This window comes from Achromobacter kerstersii, assembly GCF_902859595.1.
GTDB lineage: Bacteria > Pseudomonadota > Gammaproteobacteria > Burkholderiales > Burkholderiaceae_B > Achromobacter > Achromobacter kerstersii.
The window spans coordinates 240,731-259,927 of the sequence record NZ_CADIJQ010000004.1 but is presented as its reverse complement, the minus strand read 5'-3'; the positions used below and the strand labels follow the sequence as shown (position 1 = coordinate 259,927).

The window sequence follows — 19,197 nt, the reverse complement described above, 5'->3', positions numbered from 1 at the left end:
ACCCAGCGCACCCCCAGCGCACCCGCCCCGCTCAGTCTGGAATTTCCGGCTCGACCAGCTTCGCCAGCTGCATCAGTGATTCCTGCCAGCCCAGATAGCACATCTCGGTGGGAATCGCGGCCGGGATGCCTTCCTGCACCACGGTGAGTTCCGTGCCGCACATCACTTTGCGCAAGGTCACCGTGGTGATCATTTCGCCAGGCAGGTTGGGGTCGTCGAAGCGGTCGGAGTAGCGCAGCTTCTCTGACGGCGACAGTTCCAGGTATTCACCGCCAAAGTGGTGGCTGTGGCCGGAACCAAAATTCTTGAACGACATTTTGTAGGTGCCCCCGACTTTGGCGTCCAGGTGGTGGACCTGGCACGTGAAGCCATACGGGGGCAGCCATTTGGCCAGCGCGTCGCCGTCGATGAATGCGCGATAGATGCGATCGGGCGAGGCGCGCAGAACGCGGTGGAGCGTTACGGTTCCGGTAGTCATGGTGTGTCCGCCTTGAATGAGTGGGTCGTATTGCTACGACGTTCAGCGGACACCCAAATCGACATCACCGGGATCGGTAATAACCCTTAGGTGCGCAAGCGGTCGATGTAGGCCGCCAAGGCTTTGGCATGGTCTTGTCCGGCTCGCAGGCCTACGTGGCCGTCCGCCCGGATGACCAGCAGCACGATGCCGCGCACGCCCAGCGTGTCGGCAACGTCAGATGTCAGGTACGCATCCGCGCCTGCCACGCCGGCGTTCGCACTCAGCGCGACGACTTGTTCGATGATGGGGCCGCCCGACAGCGCTTCCATCTCGCGGCGCACGCGCGCCAGCTCGTCTGCGTTTGTGTAGGCGCAGCCGATCAACACGGCGGTATGGCCCACGCGATAGGCGCAAGCATGCAAGCGCCCTGTACTTCCGTCCGCGAAAGCAAGCGAGATCTGGTCGGGCAGACGCTGGCCCGGCCAAAGCGCGGCTTGCGGCTCGCCCATGACGATGGGAGAACCAGCGTAGTCGATATCCAGTTCGGCCTCCGCCACCGCTTCATGGTGCCGGGTGTCGGGGTCGGCAAACGCCGCTTGGATCGCCATGTCCCGTTCATGGCGGGCGCGTTGCCCTTTGACCGACTGCGCGCTTTCGGCCGCATCACCCGATGCCATCACCTGGTCGGCCACGGGCCGGCGTTCGGCGTGATAACTATCCAGCAACGTCTCGGCGCAGTGGCCCTGGCAGACCAGCGCAAGCTTCCATCCCAGGTTGTAGGCATCTTGCAGCCCCGTATTCATGCCGTGCCCTTGCGCCGGGCTGCACGTGTGCGCGGCGTCGCCGGCAAGCAGCACGCGGCCAGACCGGAATTGCTGCGCAACCTTGGCATGGCAATCGAATCGTGTGGGATGCGAGACGTCGTCAAAGCGCGCGTCGGGCAGATAGCGTTGCAACGTGACCAGCGCGTCGGCCACCAGATCGGAATCCGCCGAGGCAGGGCGCAGGTACACGCGCCATCGGCGGCCGGGCAGCGCCGTCAGAATGACCGGCGTCGGGTCCAGATAGGCATAGTTCGCTTCGTAAGACATCGGCCACGCGGCAATGGACGCGTCGAATACGGCCCAGGGCTGATGAATGTCGTGGCCGTCTTGTTCAATGCCCATCAGCGTGCGCACGGTGCTGCGGTGCCCATCGCATCCCACCACCCATTGCGCGTGAACCTGCGAGCGCTCGCCGTGGTGTTCGAGGGTGGCAATCACGCCATCGGATTGCACCTGCAAATCCACCAGCGTGGTCGCGCGCGTGACGGCCCCGCCAAGGGCGACAAGATGATCGTGAAGAATGGATTCAGTCACTTCTTCAGAAATGCCGATATTGAAGGGATACCGGCTGCCGCACAGTGACAGGTCAATGTCGCCCAACACGGCCCCGTCGGCATGGATATGGGCGTGGCGCTGCTTGACGCCTGCCTGCAAGAGGGGTTCAGCGATACCCAGTGCGTCCAGGATTTCGAGTGATCGAGGATGCACGACGGTGGCGCGGTCCCAGTCCATGGGTTGTTCGTGCGCGTCGATCAGCAGGCATTCGACGCCGCGCCGGGCGAGCTCCGCGGCGGTCAGCAAACCGGCGGGGCCGGCGCCTACGATCAGAACGGGGGTGGCGATCATCTTGGAACTCCCTGGGCGGGGGCAGCGATGGAAGAGCGTAGGCGGGTGGTGCGTCATGCGGCGTCGCGTCTGGCGATTAGAGCGAAGCAAGTGCGCACCGTCAACGCCGTGCGCACCCGTCGGATGGCCGAGGAAAAAGCGAACCGGTGCGCGTGCACCAGGCGCTGAGTGCCAATGAAAAGGGCCGCGAATCTGTGATTCGCGGCCCTTCTTTACGTGTGCGGCGTCAGCCGCCGACGCGCTCAGGCATCAATACGCGCCCATGTAGTCGCGCTTGCCGACTTCAATGCCGTTGTGGCGCAGGATCGCGTAGGCGGTCGTGACGTGGAAGAAGAATTGCGGCAGACCATAGTGCAGCAGGTAGGCGCTGCCCGACAGCTTCTTTTCCTTCGGCGTGCCGGGGCGCAGCACGATTTCCAGCGAGGCGCTTTGCTCGAACTGTTCCGGCTTGAACGAGCCCACGTGCGCCAGCGTCTTGGCTATCAGCGCTTGCAGCTCGGCAAACGTGGGTTCGCCATCCGGCCACGACGGCACGTCGGCGCCAGCCAGACGGGACGCAATGCCCTTGGCGAAGTCGGTGGCGATCTGCACTTGGCGCGACAGCGGGAACATGTCCGGGTACAGGCGGGCGCCCAGGTAGGCGGACGCGTCGATGTTTTTCTCGGTGGCGTGAGCCTCGGCCTTTTTCAGCACGTCCGACAGCGCGGACAGCATTTGTTTGATGACGGGGACGGAGGCGTCGTAAAGGGGGGCGGTCATGAGGTGTCTCGCTGAAATGTTGAAGGCGGGCGCGGGCAGGGCCTGCGCGGCTGAGGGCAAGACTACCAGCAATCGATGACGGGGTTTCTTGTACTTTTAATGTTTCCAAAAACTGGGGAAACCTAGGGTTTACACGAGTTATACGGTCAAATTCTCCCGGGCTATAACGCTGTATGTATTTTTTTTGTATTTATGAAGATGAAAATTGCACTGATAGGTTGTGGAGAAGTCGGCGATTGCTACGCGCGTGAGTGGGTGGCGGGCGGGCATGTCATTGTGGGTATCGGCGAATTGCGCCAGGACGCCGAGATGCAGGCGCGCGCCGCCTCGCATGGCAGCGTGCTGCACGCCGAAGCCGGCCCGTGGCTGGCCGAGGCGGACATTGTCGTGTCAGCCGTGTTCGGCCACGCCGCGCTTGAAGTCGCCAAACAGGCGCTGCCGCACCTGCGCAAAGATGCCGCCTATGCGGATTTCACGACCGCCAGTTCGGGTGACATGCGCGCGGCGGCCGAGGTCGCTGCGCAGTTGGGCGTGCCCTTTACCGACGTCGCGATCATGGGCGCCATCGCCTTGCTGGGCGCGCGCACGCCGCTCTTGTGCGCCGGCACGGGCGCCCCTGCGGTGGCCGCGTTCACGGCCGGTTGCGGCGCGCCCGCGCAAGCCATCGATGGCGAGGCGGGCGATGCCGTGCGCCTGAAACTGCTGCGCAGCATTCTGACCAAGGGCATGGAAAGCCTGGCCGTCGAATGCCTGGTCGCCGCTGAAAGCATGGGCTTGCGCGCATCGCTGTATGAAGTGTTGTCCGATATGGACCGCACGCCGCTGACGACCTTCGTTGATTCCTTCGTCCGCTCGCACGTGCTGCACGCGCCGCGCCGCTTGGCCGAAGTGCGCGAAGCGCGCGAACAACTGGTGGAAGCCGGCTTGCAGCCGCTGGTGCTGGACGGCGTTGAGCGCCTGTTCGCCCGCACCACGCAAGGCATTGAAGCGGCCCGCGCAGCAGGTTCGTTCAACGTGCCGGATTCGGTTGCCGACCGGCTGGCGTGGTTGACGCCGCTGGCGCGTCAATCCTGATCGATCAGATAGACAGGGCCGGCCCCGCAGAGGGCTGCCCGATTTCAAAACACAAGCGAGGAAGACAATGACATCCCTGAAAACACTGCTGACGGCCACGCTGCTCGTCGCCTCGGCCGCAGCAAGCGCGGCCGACATGGGCTCGGCCCCGATCACCCTGATCTCGCCCTTTCCGCCGGGCGGCGGCACCGACACGCTGACACGCATGATCGGTTCGGCCATCGCGCAGGACACGGGCTGGAACATCGTCGTGGAAAACAAGCCAGGCGCAGGCGGCAACCTGGCGCTGGACGCCACGGCGCGCGCCAAGCCGGACGGCCACACGTTGGTGATGGCGCAGACGGACAACATCGTGCTGAACCCGTGGCTGTACAACAAGCTCAGCTACGACACCTTCAAGGACTTCAAGCCGGTGGGTCTGGTGGCGTCTTCACCCAGCGTGTTCGTGGTGGTGCCGGAGTCGCCGTACAAGACGCTGGATGATGTGGTCAAGGCCGCCAAGGCGCGCCCGGGCCAGGTCTCGCTGGGCATTCCCGGCATTGGCGGCAGCGGCGATTTGATTGGCCATCTGTGGCGCAAGGCGGCCGGCATGGAACTGATGCACGTGCCGTACCGCGGCTGGTCGCAGGCGTTCCCCGATCTGGCCAGCGGCCGCATTGATCTTTACACCGGTTCCGTCGCATCGCTGTTGCCGCAGATTCGCGGCGGCAAAGTGCGCGCGCTGGCGGTAGTGGCCGACGCGCGTTCGCCCGCCTTGCCCGACGTGCCGACCTTTGCGGAAAGCGGTTTCAAGACCATCAACCAAACCATCTGGTGGGGGCTGATGGCGCCGGGCAAGACGCCGGACGATGTGGTCGCCACGCTGAACCAGGCGCTGAACAAGTCGCAAGCGAATCCGGATGTGGTGAAGAAGCTGGAAGACTCGGGCTATAGCGTCATGACGGGCACACCTGCCGACCTGGGCAAGCGCCATCGCGCCGACCACGACGTCTTCGGCAAGGTCGTGCAGGAAGCCGGCATCCCCAAACAATGATCTTGCAAGATCCCCTGAACGCCATCGGAGCCACCCATGATCGGTTTTGAAATCCACCCGCGCAAGCGCGCGGTCAGCAGCGACTTCGTCGAGAAATTCCGCCGCATTCCTGTTGCCAATATCAGCGACTGCATGTCGCGCATGACGGCGGGCGGCGCACGCCTGCGGCCCATGCACGACGGCCATCCGCTGGCGGGCCCCGCGCTGACGGTGCGCACGCGTCCCGGCGACAACCTGCTGGTGCACAAGGCGCTGGAACTGGCTCAGCCGGGTGATGTGGTGGTGGTGGATGCCGGTGGCGACCTCACCAACGCCATCATCGGTGAAATCATGACGACCTATGCGCAAACGCGCGGCCTGGCCGGCATCGTGATCAACGGCGCGATCCGCGATTGCGGCACGATCCGCCGCAGCGCCTTCCCCGTGTATGCGGCGGGCGTGACGCACCGCGGGCCGTACAAGGATGGCCCCGGCGAAATCAACGCCGTCATCTCGCTGGACGGCATGACGATCGAACCGGGCGACTTGATTCTGGGCGATGAAGACGGCTTGCTGTCGTTGCCGTATGACCAGGTCGAAGCGCTGTACGAAGCCGCATCCGCCAAGCACGCAGTGGAAGAACAGATGCTGGCGCAGATCGCCGCCGGCACGCTGGACACGTCGTGGATCGACGCGCGGATGAAGGCGCAGGGCTGGAAGCCTTAAGGGCCTGGCGATAGACATCGCTGAACGGCTGAAGGGCTGAACGGCTGAACTGCTGAATGGCTGAATGGCTGAACCGCAGAACAGCTGAACCGCAGAACAGCTGAACCGCAGAACAGCTGAACCGCAGAACCGCAGAACCGCGGAATGTCGGAACCGTTGAAGGGCTGAAGGGCCGCCGCTTGCGTGCGCCCTTCAGCCCATTTTGTTTCCTTCAGCCCTTATCGTTTTTCGCACGGCCCAGAATGCGATCCAAGATCGCGCCGCCATATGCCCACGACAGCACCGCCAGCACCAGCATCGCCACTGTGAAATACGCGCGCGCCGACAGCGGTACCGGATTCATTTCGGCGATGGTGCGAAACGGCTCATAGTCCGTGAAGTCGCTGACTGCCAGGCAACTGAACAGCAGCGTCAACAGCGGCCCAGCGAAGCGCGGACGTTCGCCACGCGTGGGCGAATAGGGCTGGGTCTGCCATCGAACCAGTTCCACCACCCGCACCATCAGCGCAATCAGCGGAATGACGACGGCAAGCAGCAGGACGAAAAGGGCGACGAGGATCTGGGGCGAATACATGGGAACGAATCAAAAAAGGCGCTGAAATCAGCCGCCGTGTCACGCGGTGGGCGTCGGCGCAGGCGGCTTGCGCTGGCTGCGAAAAAGCAGGTGCGTGGTGGTCAGGTGAAAGCGCATGGCGATGTCGGCGCACGCCGGATCGCGCGCGCGCAACGCGGCGATGATCTGGCGGTGATGCTCCACGCTGCGCAGCATGTCGTCATGCGTGTAGAAATAGAACGAGCCGATGATGATCGGCATGTCCAGCAGATTCTCAACCATCGTGCGCACGCGCGCCGATTGCGCCGCATCCAGCAAGGCGTGATGGAAAAGATTATTGCAATGCTGCACGCGGGCGACCTTGTCGGTGTCGTCGGAAAGAATCGCGTCCAGCATGCGCTGGTTGATCTGTTCCAGATGGTCGATCTGTTCGGGCGTGGCGCGCTCGGCGGCGCTGCGGGCGGCATAGGGTTCAAGCAGCAGACGCAGCTCGAACGCTTCGTTGATGTCACGATCCACCCAGCCCAACACTTCCGCGCCGCGCCGCCCTTCACGCTTGACCAGCCCATCGGCAATCAAGCGTTCAATGGCGCTGCGCACCGGCGTCCGGCTAACCGAAAGCTCCGCCGCAATATGCTCTTCACGCAAGCGCTCGCCAGGCAGGAACACGCCGGACATCAGCCGTCGGCGGAGTTCCCCGTAGACAAGGTCGCGGGCGCTGGTCATGGTGGCGAAGCTTTCCTGGAGGGCGCGAAGAGTTCCAGACTATACCCGAAGGAGCGCCCAAGTCTGCTCACGTTCTAGGCCTTGAGAAGACCCGATTAGCGTGGCTCTGGATTTCGGCGCATAGGGTCATGACGTCATCAAACCCGGCCGCATTCTCCGCGAGCAATCCGGCGTTGGTCATCCGTTCAAAGTCGTCGCGCAGGGTTACGAGCGCTGCCCCTTCAGGGATCAGCGTCAGGCCGCCGCCCACGGCGTCGTGATAATTGATTGGGATGCCAGTGGCGTCTTTCTCGGCATAGAACCGGGATTTGTGCGTGGCGACCAAAGCCGCTACGGCGTGGTCATCAAAGACGGCCTGATGCGGATGGCGGTAAATCTCTGCCAGGTCGTACCAGTGGCGGGCGAATCGTTCGCCGCGCAAGCGGGCTTGCAGACAGTAGACATGCGCAGCCGTGGCCTTTTCCCAGAAGGTTCGGCTCAGGCTCATGACCAAAGGCGCTGCGGCCGGGAAACTGAATTGGCGGCTCAAGGCGTCAACGCTGGCCAGGTCGCAAGACACCGGCATCACCGCGTGCGGTTCCCCCGTTGCGCGAGCGCCGAATTCGAATAGAACGGCAGGCCGTACGTAAGCGCTATCGCTTGCATCTAAAGCGCTCGGATAGCGCAGCAGTACTTTGTCTTCGCCCTTGCCTGCACTGGCATACGGTTTGATTTCTGCCGTCAGCTGCTGCGCCGTCAACGCGCTTTGAAGGGTAGGGATGAATTCGGTTTCGATCCACTCGGGCAGCAGAACATCAATGCGTGCGCGCCACTTCTTTTCTTGGCTGGCCGTGGCGGGGATGGCGCCTGATTCCGTATGAGCGGGAATCAGTCTGCGAATGTCATACGTAAGGTCCACATCCTCGGAGAAGCGGTCAATAATCTTGTGGGCCTTGGAAAGCGAGGTGCCGCCCTTGAAGGTAAGGCTTGGCCCAAGGCGCGAACCATAAATGGTTTGAAGACCCCAAACGACCCAGACGTCCTTCTCAAGCAAGTCCGGTAAGCGCCCTGATTGGTCGCTTCCGTATTGCAGGGCTTCGCGCCGATCACCAGAAGGCTGCTGAAGAAAGCTAGGCAGCACAGCCCATCTCAAGGCCCACGGCCTTGGACATCCATGCAGGAAAACGCCGGCGGGCGCCCACAAGCGCCGCCCAGGCTGAGGGGGAAAGTGTTTGGTGCAGGGTACGCAGGGCATTTGGCGCGGCAATAGGCCCCAGCCATTCAATGGCGCGAGCCGCCGCCGCCGCCTCTTCTTTGCGAAGGAAAAAACTGGCGGGCGGCACGTGTTCCACCTGCACGTTGTTCTTGCCGAAGGAAAGCACCCGGCGAGGCCCCGAAGACAGATAGACCTTGCGGATAGGCATCTGTGTGGTGAGCCCAAGGCGATTGGCCTCGGTCGCGCCATGGGGCACAAACGCTTCGCCCGTCTGCGCTTCAAGCGCGTGCAGCACTTTTTCGGGGGAGGGCGCACGTTTGCCATACGAGCCCGCGACTGGCGCGGCGTACACGCCACGGCCTACTCGCAGCAATTCTCCTGCCTTGCTCAAGCGGGAAAAAGCTTGGTCCACGGCCGCGCGAGATCCCAGATGCAGGAATTCACGAGGCGATACGGTGCCGCCCTCGGGGAGGGACAGGGCAACGTCGAGGATGGTTTTGGGCAGGGATTTCATTGAGAGGATTTGTGCGATGGTGCGCAAGTATGTCAGATTATAGAAAAATATCTGACATTTTCAAGTCGGGAAACGTCGCACAAGTGGGTGTGTCGTGAAAAATCAGGGGCGGTTCACCCGTGCAGCCGCACGTTTCTTGGCGATACGCCGAACAGGCGTTTGAAGACCGTGGCGAAGTTCGCGGCGGCGGGTTGTGGTTTACGCGCCGCCGCTTGCGAACGTGATCGTGATGCCTACACCACGCCCATCCAGGCCTGGCCCCCATTCGATGCGCGCATTGTGGCTGGCGGCAATTTGCGCCACCAGCGACAGGCCGATGCCGCTGCCGCGTTCCGCCGTGCCGGGCTTGCGGTAGAAGCGGTCGAACACGCGTTCGCGTTCGGCGGGTGCGATACCCGGCCCGTTGTCTTGCACCGTCAACCAGGCGCCGCCGTTGTCCAACGGCCCGCACGCGACCGACACGCGGCCGCCGTCTGGCGTGTAGCGCAACGCGTTGTCCAGCAGATTGCGCACCAGCACGCCCAGCGCGTCGACGCCGCCGCGCACCTCTGCCGCTTGGGTGTCCAGGCTGATGCGCTGGTGTTTGCGATGCGCCAACCCTTCGTTGTCGCGCACAATCATTTCCGCCAGGCGTTCCAGCGCAACGGGTTCGGCAGCGCCGTCGACCTGGGCTTCCATGCGCGCCTGATCCAGCAGCTGTTCGGCCAGACGGGTGGTGCGGGTAGCGACGTCGCGCAGTTTCAACACGGCCTGTTCGCGTGCTGCTGCGGTATCGCTGCGCGCCGCCAGCTCGGCATAGGCGCTTAATGCGGCAAGCGGTGTTCGAAGCTCGTGCGCGGCATCGGCCAGAAAGCGCCGCTCGCGTTCCAACGACGCCGACAAGCGCCCCAGCAGATCATTGATGGATGCGATGAAGGGCTGCAATTCCCCGGGCATGCTCTGCGTGGGCAGTGGCGTCAGGTCCATGCCCGTGCGGCTGAGTATTGCCTCGCGCGCGCGGTCCACGGGGCGGAAGGCGCGACGTATCACGAGCCACGTCAGCCCGGTCAGCACCACAAACAGCACGCTCAGGAAAGCCAGGCCGCTACCCATGCGTGTGGCGGTGTCACGCCGCAATTTCGCGGCTGACTTGGCGAACTGCACCTGCACGCGGCCATCGGCGTCTGACACCGCATAGGCGCGCCACGGTGCGCCGGCCAGCGTGACGTCGTGAAAGCCATCGCGAAAGTCGGGCACCAGCGGCTCGTCGGGCGCCCAGGGGGATTGCACGAGCCGCCGCTTGTCATCCAGGGACCACACCTGGAAGCTGAGGGACTCGCCATCGAAAGGCGTCGACACCGGCAGTTCAAAGCGGTCTTCGCCAGAACGCCCGGTCTGCATCAGGCTGGTGGGCAGCGACATCAGCGCTTTCTGCGCGCCGTCGCGCAGGTTCTGGTCCGACATGCCGGTCTCGGCGCGCGTCTGCTCAAGGTAGATCAGCGTAAAGACCGTGGCCCATGTGGCCAGCATGGCCAGCAGCAAGGTGATGGCGACGCGCCGGCGCAGTGTGGTCATGGCGCGCTGTCCGGCACGATGCGGTAACCCAGACCGTGCTGCGTTTCGATCAGCCCGTCGCCCAGCTTGCGGCGCAATTGATGGATGTAGACCGCAACGGTATTGCTTTCGATGGTGCCGCTGCTGCCATACACGGCCACTTCCAGCTGATCGCGGCTGACGGTGTGGCCCATGCGCTGCATCAGCGCCAGCAGCGTGTGATATTCGTGTGCGCTCAACGAGACTTCGTCACCGCCTTGCGTCACGATGCGGCGCGCGGGTTCCAGCACCACGTCGCGGCAGCGCAGTGCGGACACCACGCTGTTGCTGCTGCGCCGAAGCACGGCGCGCAGGCGCGCCAGCAGCTCATCCAGCTGAAACGGTTTCACCAGATAGTCATCGGCGCCTGCGTCCAGGCCCTGGATGCGTTCGCTTAAGCGGTCGCGCGCCGTGATGATCAGCACGGGCGTGGTATCGAAACGGGCGCGCAAGGTCTTGAGCAAGGTCAGGCCGCTGCCCTCGGGCAGCCCCAGGTCCAGCAGCACGGCGTGGTAGCCGTGGTCCACCAGCGCCAGGTGCGCCTGGGGCATGTCGCGCGCCCAGTCCACGTCGGCGCCATCTTGAATCAGGCCCGCGCGCAAGGCGTCGCCCAGCATGGGGTCATCTTCTACAAGCAGGATACGCAAACACACTCCAACGCCGTCTCCGGCGCGTGGCGGCGGAGTCTTAAAGAATTATTAAAAGTTGCTCGGGACAATGCTGCCCATTCCCGGGGGCGGTCGCCCCACGGCCAGTGAATAGAACGGAAGGAAGTCCGGATGCGGATGGGTATAGTAGCAAGCGGCCTCGCGGCAGGCGTGGCAATCAGCGGCGCAGGCGCCGCGCACGCGCAGAGCACAAACTTCATCGGATTAGGGGTCGGAGTGGTCCCGGTTTATGAAGGGTCGAGCGAGTACCGGGCCTTGCCCGTGCCGCTCATCAATTACCACTCGGGCAATTTCTTCATCACGCCGCGCATGGGTTTGCCGGCGATGGGCTTGAAGACGTCGCTGGCGTCCGACCTGGACGCAGGCGTCTTCGTGGGCATGAGCCTGGGCCGCAAGGCCGACGACGCCGACCTTACCAAGGGGTTGGACGACATCAAGTTCCATGGCGCCTACGGCGCCTATGTGGAATGGCGGCCGGGCCGGTATTCGCTGGGCGCGGGCTACAAGCAGGCGGCACGCAGCGGCTACGGCGGCAACATCGAATTGCGTGCGTCCTACGCCGCGCTGATGACCGAGAAGCACACGGTGCAGGTCGGCGTGCGCACGGAATGGGCCAACCAGGACGCCATGCAGACCTGGTACGGCGTGACGTCGTCGCAGGCGGCGCGCAGCAAGGCGGGCCTGTCCACCTACAGCCCGTCCTCGGGCTTCAAGTCGGCTGCGCTGTTCACAACGTGGTCGTATCGCATCAACCCCAGTTGGAGCACTGTGTCGTCCATTGGTGTGTCGACCTTGTTGGGTGACGCGCGCGACAGCCCGCTGACCGAACGCAAGACGAACCTGTTTGGTTCGGTGGGAGTCGCGTACCGCTTTTAAGATCCGGCGTACAGGCGAATGCCGGGAAGCCGGCGGGGAGGGGAAGGCATAGGCATAGGCACAGGGCACAGGGCACAGGGCACAGGCCAGGGTACAGGCACAGGCCAGGGCCGTTGGCAAACACGGACAGGCGGATACAATTTCCGCCTGTCATCCGTCAACACGTCTTGAGCCTTAGCCCCCATGTCCGACTTCCCGCCTGAACCCCAAGCCGTCCACAGCCCCAACACGCGCCACGCGATCTTTCTCGTCGCCACGCTCAACCCGGGCGCCGACGCGGCCGCCACGGTGCGCGCGTGGTGTGAAGACGTCGCCACGCTGACCCGCACGGTCAGCACGCGTTCGCCGTCGGAAAACCTGTCCTGTATTTGCGCATTCGGCTCCCAGGCATGGGACACGCTGTTCGGGCAGCCGCGGCCCGCCGCGCTGCATCCGTTCCGGGTGTTCGGCGAAGGCACGCGTCAAGCGGTGTCCACCCCGGGCGACATCCTGCTGCACATCCGCGCCGAATCCATGGACATGTGCTTTGAACTGGCCACCTTGCTGATGAATGGCCTGGGCGATGCGGTGACTGTCGTCGACGAGACGCATGGCTTTCGCTACTTTGACCGCCGCGCCATCATCGGTTTTGTGGATGGCACCGAGAACCCCGAAGGGCGCGAGGCCGTCCACTTCACGATGATCGGCGATGAAGACCCCGGCTTTACCGGCGGCAGCTACGTGCTTGTGCAGAAGTACTTGCACGACATGGCGGGCTGGAATTCGCTTAGCGTCGAAAGCCAGGAAGGCATCATCGGCCGCCACAAGCTGTCGAACGTGGAACTGGACGACGACATCAAACCCGCGTCGTCTCACAGCGCGCTGACCACGCTGGAAGAGAACGGCGAAGAAGTGAAGATCCTGCGCGACAACATGCCCTTTGGCCGCGCGGGCATGGGCGAATTCGGCACGTACTTCATCGGCTACGCGCGCAACCCCGCCCCGATCGAACAGATGCTTGAAAACATGTTCGTGGGCCGCCCCGCCGGCAACTACGACCGCCTGCTGGACTACAGCCGCGCGGTGACGGGCAGCCTGTTTTTTGTGCCGTCGGCGGATCTGCTGGAAGAACTGGCGGGGCGCGAGGCCGCCGCAACTCAATCGGAAGCGGCGCCGGCAGCCGCCGCGGCGCCCGCCGTGGATGCGGGCTGACACCGCAGGGGCTGACACCGCAGGGGTAGACGCCGCAGGGTGCTGCACCTGGCGGCAAGCCAGGCCGCGGTGCGCAGCTGAAATCCGCGCGTCCGTCCCGTCGTTTGCGATGCTGGCGAGGCGGCTGGCATAGGCCCAGATGCCGTTGCCAGCGCTGTTCGACTTCTGAACGTCTACAGTTCTTCGATGCGCGCAGTGGGCGCGAACGGCGTGCCCAGGTTCAAGGTGGCGTACACGCGGTCCAGGATGCGCTGGCGCCGCGTGGGCTTGCCCAGCCGCCAGCGGGTGTCCAGGAACAGCAAGGGCAGGGCGAAGACGAGCCACACGATCAGCATGCCGCCGCCAATGACGGTGGCCAGTTCGGGCAGTTCCGCCAGCGTCTGCGGCGTGCCTGTGGTGTAGACGATGCCCACGAAGATTAGCCACGTAATCAGCAGCAGCCAGCCGATCAGTTTCAGCATCGGCGTGCGCTGGCCCGGCCCCACGCCCACCGGTCCGATGTCGGTATGCATGAATCGGAAGACACGGTGGCTGACATAGACCCGGTCGTCTTCCAGATTGCGCATCGCATAGACGAGCCGGTGCGGATCGTCGCTGGCAAGCGGCGCGTCGTGTGCGGCGATGTCGACCTGGTCGCCTTCGGCCAGAAAAGGCAACGCATTGCCAAAGTTCTCGCCCGCGTACATCACATAGGGCTGATGCCCGATCAAAAAGCGGTAGATGCCGTAGCTGGGCCGTTTGTTGGCGCCGACGTGCGCCTCGTGCGTCAAGGCATGCAGCGTGCCGCTGATGCGTTGGATGGACGGCAGGTCAGCGGACATGGCTTCCTGGCGAATAGGTCTGCGCGCATTGACGGTATTGCGCTTCGCTTTGCAAAATGGCGCGGCGATGGCGCAGGGCGCTCCACAGGCCATAGGCGGTCAGGCCCGACAACAGCAGCGCGACCAGCGCCACCGCCAGCGCCAGCGTCATCAGCAAGGTGCGCGGAAACGAAGACACGCCCAGCAGCCACGCGCTTGCCAGCGCAACCGCGGTGACAAGCGCCCCGATACCGATCTGACGGCCGCCACGGCGCCACTCGTCGCGGTAATAACGCGGCGGCACGCCAGGGCCTTGCGGCGTGATCAGCCAGCTGAAATGGCGCTTGCCATGTTCATCCTGAATGACGCCAACAAACGCCGGCCGGCCTGTTTCGTGCACCCGGCGCAGCGTATGGACCACGGGCGCTTCCTGGATGACGCCAAACACGGGCACACCGTTCACGCGCAAGTGAACATTGCCGCGAATGGCGGGCACCGCCACGCGCAGTTTGTCGATGGGGCCTTCTATGATGTCAGCGGATGCGCGCAAAGGGGCGGCCTGTCTGTAGGAAAAGAGCTTGAGTGTAATGCGTGCAGCGCCAAAATCAGGTCACCTGAACTAGTGTAAAAACAGGGTTTCCGATTGCGCCGAACCGGCTTTGTCTTCGATGACCGACACGCTGATCTCTTATCGAATCGATGCGCCCGCCCCGGGTGTGATGCGCGTGCACCTGCGGCAACGGCCCATGATCGCGCTGCTGGTCATCGTCTGTGTGACGCTGATGGGCATACCGGCGGGTTTTGCCGCTGACCTGTTGGCGGGCAGCCATCCCTTTGCCAATCTGAATGGCAAGCCCGCCCTGGCGCAAGCCATTGCGATGCTGGGCCTGGCCATGCTGAGCATTGCGGGGCCTGCGGGCCTGTGGTTGTGGCCGGTGCGTGAATCGTTGTTGCTGTCGCAGCCGGACCAACGCGGCTGGCGGATCACCCGAAATGTCTTTGGCCTGCGCCGGCGCGTTGCCGATACGTTTTCGCTGGAAGGCGTGCGCGGTCTGTTCTTGCGGCGGGGCAAGGCTGGCGAGCAGGTTCATCTTGAGCCGGTGCTGGTGGATCAGCACGGCGAGCCGCACCCGCTTAGTTTTCAATCGGGGCTGCTCAAGCCCGGGTCGAAGCGGGCCGATGATTATCTTGCCGCGCTGTCGGACTATTTCGGCAAGCCCTGGCCGGAGGCGGTTGCGGACCCGGCGGCGTGGCAACAGCTGATGCAAAAGCAGAAGCCGCGCGGAAAATCCCCCGGAATGGTTGCCGGAAAATCCCGCACGCAGACCACGAAGCACCAGGCGTTGCCGCCATCGGCCGAATCCGCATTGGCGTCCGAGCCGCCGCCGATCTCGATGCCGCTGCGTGTCACGCTGGGTCTGGTCGGCGTGTTCTTCGGCCTGGTGGCGGTCAACAACGTGCTTGCGGTGTTAAGCGGCTTGTTCAGCGGGCGCCTGGTCACCAGTGGCAGCCGCTTTTCGCATAGTACGAACGTCGCGCGCGTGGCGGAAGAACCCGTCTGGTTTTCCGTCAACGTGGCCATCGAAATCTTCGGCGTGCTGTTGTTGGCGTCCATCGCCTACGGGTGTTTGCGCGTGGCGCTGCGTGCGCCAGCGGAGCGGGCCAGTCAACGGCCGCTAGACAGGTGATCTGCTTGGCGCGCGCCTTCTTTGCACCCCCCTTCTTTGCACCCCCCTTCTCTGCACACCTCCACTACGTGCGTGCGGCCTGCAACAGGCTGGCCACGCGCTCACGCAATGCCGGCACGGAGACCGGCTTGTGCAGCAGCGGAATGCCGCGCGCGGCGGCTTCGGCAAGGCGCGCCGGGTCGGTGTCGCCGCTGACCAGCAGCGCAGGCAGCTCCGGGTCGTTGTATTCCTCGCGCAGCCGCTCGATGACGTGGATGCCGGTTTCGTGGTCGCGCAAGCGGTAGTCGCTGACGATCAGCGCCGGGCGTTCGGCCAGCGGCAGCACGCTATCGAACAAGGCGTTGCCGCTGGTGGCGGCAATGACGCGGCAGCCCCAGCTTTCGAACAACATCGTCAGGCCGGCAAGGTTCTGCGCATCGTCGTCCACCAGCAGCGCCAGTTGGCCGTGCAGGCTGGCGCCGTCGCCTTCCACGTGCGGGTGGGCGGGCAATGTGGCCGCGTCCGGCACGCCGGCCTGATCGGCGTTGGCAAGCGGCACAGTCACCGTGAACACGGTGCCCTGGCCGTCTTCAGAGCGCATCGCCAGCGCATGGCCCAGCAGCCGCGCGGTGCGGCGCACGATGGCCAGCCCCAGCCCCAGGCCCTTGCTGCGGTCGCGCTCGGGGTTACCCAGCTGATGGAATTCCCAGAACACGCGTTCACGTTCCGCGTTGGGGATGCCTTTGCCGTTGTCCCACACCTCCAGCCGCAACTGGCCGGCCACGCGGCGGCAGCCGACCAGCACGCGGCTGCCGGACGCATGCGTGATGGCGTTGCTGATCAGGTTGCGCAGCACGCGTTCCAGCAGCACCGGGTCTGACCACACATAGGCCGCGCTGCCGCGCACGCGCAGCGACATGCCTTTTTCGCGGGCTTGCGGCGCATATTCCGCGCGCAGCTGATCCAGCAGCGGGTTCAAAGGAAACGCTTCCCGGCGCGCTTCAATCACCCCTGCGTCCAGCCGCGACAGGTTCAACAGCGCGTCAAACAGATGGCCCATCGCGGAAATTGCGCTGGCGATGTTGTCCACCAGATAGCGGCCGTGGCGCGACAACGGCTCGCTCGTCAGCAGGCCCAGAAACAGATTGACGGCGTGCACGGGCTGGCGCAGATCGTGGCTGGCGGCGGCCAGGAACCGGGATTTTTCCAGGTCGCTGCGTTCGGCTGCGGTCTTTTCTTGCCGCACCTGATCCAGCAGCGCCAGGTTTTCGTAGCCCAGCCGCAACGCGTCCAGGTGCGTGCGATTCATGCGATGGATGAAGGCCAGCGTGGCGACCAGATACGCCAGCCCGCTCGTCACCAACGCCAGGTGGATGGCCGACGGCTGCACCGCCAGCGCAATGAACATGGGCGCAAAGGCGGGGATCTCGAATGCGTACATGACCGGCAGCAGCATGTAGTTCGAATAGATGGCGCCCGTGCCCAGGCCAAACAACAGCACAATGAAGAACAGCTGATATTCCAGCGGGACGAAGAAGGTCCAGTACGCAAACGGCAGGCCCCAGAGGATGCCCGAGCACAGGTTGCCGATCAGCATGCGCCGCACCCAGCGCGCCGCGGCCGTGGGGTCGGTGCGGTGGCGGTCGTAGGCGATCACAGCCGCCGTGCGCAGGATGCCGACGGCCAGCGTGGCGCCGATCCACCACAGCACTTCGTGCAAGGGCAGTACGTCGTGCAGTGCATAGGCCGAAAAGCAGGCGGTGATCAGCGAGCCCGCCAGCGCAAAGGGAAAGCTTCGGCGCAGCGCATCAATCTGCACCTGCAAGATGCGGGCGCCGTAGGTTGAGGCGGGCGGGGGCGCGGAAGAAGACGAGCCGAGGTCGGTCTGCACAGGTCTATGGGGCTCCGTTCAGGCCGATTGCGCTGCGGCGGGACGCAGTTGCAATACGGCGGTCAGTACCGTCCGGCCCGGCGCCGACACGATGTCCAGCGTGCCGTGTACGCGAGCGATGCGGGCGTGCATGCTGCGCATGCCCACGCTGACGCCCGCCTGCCGCACCGCCGCCACATCGAAGCCCGCGCCATCGTCTTCAATGCGCAGTTCCAGGCGGTCGGGTTCGGGTTGATGCAGGTGCAGCGCCACGCGGCGGGCGCGGCTGTGCTTGACGACGTTGGTCAGCGCTTCTTCCACCAGGCGCGTCAACGCCAGGCATTGCAGCGGATTCGGGGGCGTGCGCCATTGCGGCGGGAATTGCCAGCGGGAATCCAGGTCGAGCTCGTCGAACAGCTGCACGAAACGGTGGCGCAGGGGCGCGGCCCATTCCTGCGGCGTCGCCGGCACCTTGACGCCTGCGCTGGAACCGCTGTCGATGGTCTGGCGCAAGTCATCGCGCAGCAGCTTCAACATGGACAGGAATTGTTGGCCTTGCAACGGCCGGTCGGCCTGCTCCACCATGGCCATCATGCGCACCAGCGAGCCGCCCAGCCCGTCATGCAGGTCGTGCGCAATTTGCAGCCGTTCGTGCAGGCGCGTGTTGGCCATGGCCAGCGTGTGTTCGCGTTCCAGCGTGGTGGCCAGTTCATGGCGCGCCTGGAAGATGGCGTCGGCCAGCTCCTGGTTGAAGCGTTCGATTTGCCGCACGTTGCGCGCGTGGCGCAAGCCCAGGATGGCCGACATGCACAGCGTGACCACGACGCTGGAGTAGGGCGTGGAGGACTGGCTCGGAGCGGTCAGGTTCAGCATCTGCAGCAGATCGTGCAGGCAGAGCACAAAAAACACCAGCAGGCAGGTGGCCAGCATGATGTGTTCGGGGCGGCGCGTCCGCCACGCATGCACGGGAAATTGCAGGCAGTTGATCAGGAAGATGGCGGCGGGCACGAGCACGCCTACGCTTAGCGCGGTGGGCAGCGCGTCGTCGGGCGTGACCACCATCATGACCAGCAGCGCTGCGGTCAGCACCCACAGCGCCCGTTCGATGCGCGGCAACCGTTGTTCGCCAAAGCGCCAGGTAAACAGGCAGAAACACGGCACGTACATCACCAGCGCCATGATGTTGGCGCGCGCCAGCGACAGCGTGTCCGGAAAGGGCCAGGGGCTGGTCAACAGCACATTGCAGATGAACAGCACCCAGAACAGTGACATCAGCGCGTACCAGCCATAGGTCGTCTGTTCGCGCCGGACCACCCAGATGCAGAAGAACAACCCGCCCAACACGCTCGAAACAATCACGTTCAGGATGAACAGCGAACGGTTGCGCCACCACAAATCTTCCTGAATGGCCTGCATGGCGCGTGCATCGCCCAGATACACCGGGCCCAGACCGGGCGTCTGCTGCGCAAGGCCCGTCACGCGCACCCACAACGTGTTTACGCCGTCGCGCACGATGCTGTCTGGCAGGCGCCAGTAACGCGGCATGTTCCAGCTGCGCGTCAGCGGTTCCACCAGCTGAGGGTCGCTCCAGATCAAGTCATCGTTCACGAAGACTTCACCCGCCATCACAACCGATTTCAGCGTCAGGCCGACGGGGCCGGGGCGGCCGCCCGCGCAGGCCTGCTGCCAGTCGATGCGATACCAGACCGATCCGCTATAGCCAGGCCAGCGCAGGTTCCAGTCGTCCGGTAACGTGACCGGCACCCAGTCGGCGGAAGGCGGCCGGCCGCCATCGGGGGCGGGCTTTGCAGCCGAGACCGACAGCACCTGAACGGTGCAGGCGGCGGAAGTGGGATCAAGTGTG

General features: G+C 64.4%; 19 protein-coding genes. 6 read left to right on the top strand and 13 right to left on the bottom strand.

The window, feature by feature from the left end; all coding sequences use genetic code 11:
• Positions 1-31: 31 nt before the first annotated feature.
• From HV765_RS14975 to HV765_RS14965, 3 genes are all read right to left on the bottom strand, one after another.
• On the bottom strand, positions 32-478 hold the full coding sequence (locus tag HV765_RS14975; RefSeq protein ID WP_054422837.1) for an SRPBCC family protein: 447 nt from the start codon (positions 476-478) through the stop codon (positions 32-34).
• An 86-nt stretch (positions 479-564) separates the two neighbouring features.
• Positions 565-2,130, bottom strand: coding sequence for an FAD-dependent monooxygenase (locus tag HV765_RS14970; protein WP_175170171.1), 1,566 nt, complete (start codon positions 2,128-2,130; stop codon positions 565-567).
• A 249-nt stretch (positions 2,131-2,379) separates the two neighbouring features.
• The gene (locus tag HV765_RS14965; RefSeq protein WP_054423329.1) at positions 2,380-2,889 is read right to left on the bottom strand and encodes a DUF1993 domain-containing protein; all 510 of its coding nucleotides are present in this window, start codon (positions 2,887-2,889) and stop codon (positions 2,380-2,382) included.
• Between the two features lie 198 nt (positions 2,890-3,087).
• Here HV765_RS14965 and HV765_RS14960 point away from each other — a divergent pair, with 198 nt between their 5' ends.
• From HV765_RS14960 to HV765_RS14950, 3 genes are all read left to right on the top strand, one after another.
• Entirely contained in the window at positions 3,088-3,963 is an 876-nt protein-coding gene (locus HV765_RS14960) for an NAD(P)-dependent oxidoreductase (protein ID WP_054422833.1), read from the top strand.
• 67 nt (positions 3,964-4,030) lie between these two features.
• Entirely contained in the window at positions 4,031-4,996 is a 966-nt protein-coding gene (locus tag HV765_RS14955) for a Bug family tripartite tricarboxylate transporter substrate binding protein (RefSeq protein WP_175170170.1), read from the top strand.
• Positions 4,997-5,032: 36 nt separating this feature from the next.
• On the top strand, positions 5,033-5,701 hold the full coding sequence (locus HV765_RS14950; protein ID WP_054422831.1) for an RraA family protein: 669 nt from the start codon (positions 5,033-5,035) through the stop codon (positions 5,699-5,701).
• Positions 5,702-5,912: 211 nt separating this feature from the next.
• On the opposite strand, the gene HV765_RS14945 is transcribed toward HV765_RS14950, so the two are convergent.
• From HV765_RS14945 to HV765_RS14920, 6 genes are all read right to left on the bottom strand, one after another.
• A complete protein-coding gene (locus HV765_RS14945) occupies positions 5,913-6,275 on the bottom strand; it encodes a hypothetical protein (RefSeq protein ID WP_175170169.1) in 363 nt (120 codons plus the stop codon).
• Positions 6,276-6,314: 39 nt separating this feature from the next.
• Positions 6,315-6,980, bottom strand: a complete 666-nt coding sequence (locus HV765_RS14940) for a GntR family transcriptional regulator (protein WP_054422828.1) — start codon at positions 6,978-6,980, stop codon at positions 6,315-6,317.
• A gap of 67 nt (positions 6,981-7,047) precedes the next feature.
• The gene (locus tag HV765_RS14935) at positions 7,048-8,100 is read right to left on the bottom strand and encodes a nucleotidyl transferase AbiEii/AbiGii toxin family protein (protein WP_175170033.1); all 1,053 of its coding nucleotides are present in this window, start codon (positions 8,098-8,100) and stop codon (positions 7,048-7,050) included.
• On the bottom strand, positions 8,090-8,716 hold the full coding sequence (locus tag HV765_RS14930) for a DUF6088 family protein (RefSeq protein WP_254600582.1): 627 nt from the start codon (positions 8,714-8,716) through the stop codon (positions 8,090-8,092). Before HV765_RS14930 ends, HV765_RS14935 begins: the two co-directional genes overlap by 11 nt.
• Before the next feature lie 171 nt (positions 8,717-8,887).
• Positions 8,888-10,243: an ATP-binding protein gene (locus HV765_RS14925; protein WP_175170168.1), complete on the bottom strand. Its 1,356-nt coding sequence runs from the start codon at positions 10,241-10,243 to the stop codon at positions 8,888-8,890.
• Positions 10,240-10,908 (bottom strand): response regulator transcription factor, encoded by a 669-nt coding sequence (locus tag HV765_RS14920; protein WP_082387035.1) that lies wholly within the window; start codon positions 10,906-10,908, stop codon positions 10,240-10,242. The genes HV765_RS14925 and HV765_RS14920 overlap by 4 nt, the downstream gene beginning before the upstream one ends.
• A 132-nt stretch (positions 10,909-11,040) precedes the next feature.
• Between HV765_RS14920 and HV765_RS14915 the strand changes: the two genes are divergently transcribed.
• Positions 11,041-11,805, top strand: coding sequence for a MipA/OmpV family protein (locus HV765_RS14915; protein ID WP_175170167.1), 765 nt, complete (start codon positions 11,041-11,043; stop codon positions 11,803-11,805).
• A gap of 183 nt (positions 11,806-11,988) precedes the next feature.
• Positions 11,989-12,996, top strand: a complete 1,008-nt coding sequence (locus HV765_RS14910) for a Dyp-type peroxidase (protein ID WP_175170166.1) — start codon at positions 11,989-11,991, stop codon at positions 12,994-12,996.
• Positions 12,997-13,169: 173 nt separating this feature from the next.
• Here the strand turns inward: HV765_RS14910 and HV765_RS31875 are convergent, their stop codons facing one another.
• Positions 13,170-13,817, bottom strand: a complete 648-nt coding sequence (locus HV765_RS31875) for a hypothetical protein (RefSeq protein ID WP_254600581.1) — start codon at positions 13,815-13,817, stop codon at positions 13,170-13,172.
• Positions 13,807-14,346, bottom strand: coding sequence for a hypothetical protein (locus HV765_RS31870; protein WP_245636314.1), 540 nt, complete (start codon positions 14,344-14,346; stop codon positions 13,807-13,809). Before HV765_RS31870 ends, HV765_RS31875 begins: the two co-directional genes overlap by 11 nt.
• Positions 14,347-14,464: 118 nt before the next feature.
• Between HV765_RS31870 and HV765_RS14900 the strand changes: the two genes are divergently transcribed.
• Positions 14,465-15,484, top strand: coding sequence for a hypothetical protein (locus HV765_RS14900; RefSeq protein ID WP_175170165.1), 1,020 nt, complete (start codon positions 14,465-14,467; stop codon positions 15,482-15,484).
• A 64-nt stretch (positions 15,485-15,548) separates the two neighbouring features.
• Here the strand turns inward: HV765_RS14900 and HV765_RS14895 are convergent, their stop codons facing one another.
• Positions 15,549-17,354 (bottom strand): ATP-binding response regulator, encoded by a 1,806-nt coding sequence (locus HV765_RS14895; RefSeq protein ID WP_175170164.1) that lies wholly within the window; start codon positions 17,352-17,354, stop codon positions 15,549-15,551.
• An 18-nt stretch (positions 17,355-17,372) separates the two neighbouring features.
• Positions 17,373-19,160, bottom strand: coding sequence for a sensor histidine kinase (locus HV765_RS14890; protein ID WP_254600580.1), 1,788 nt, complete (start codon positions 19,158-19,160; stop codon positions 17,373-17,375).
• Positions 19,161-19,197: the final 37 nt, after the last annotated feature.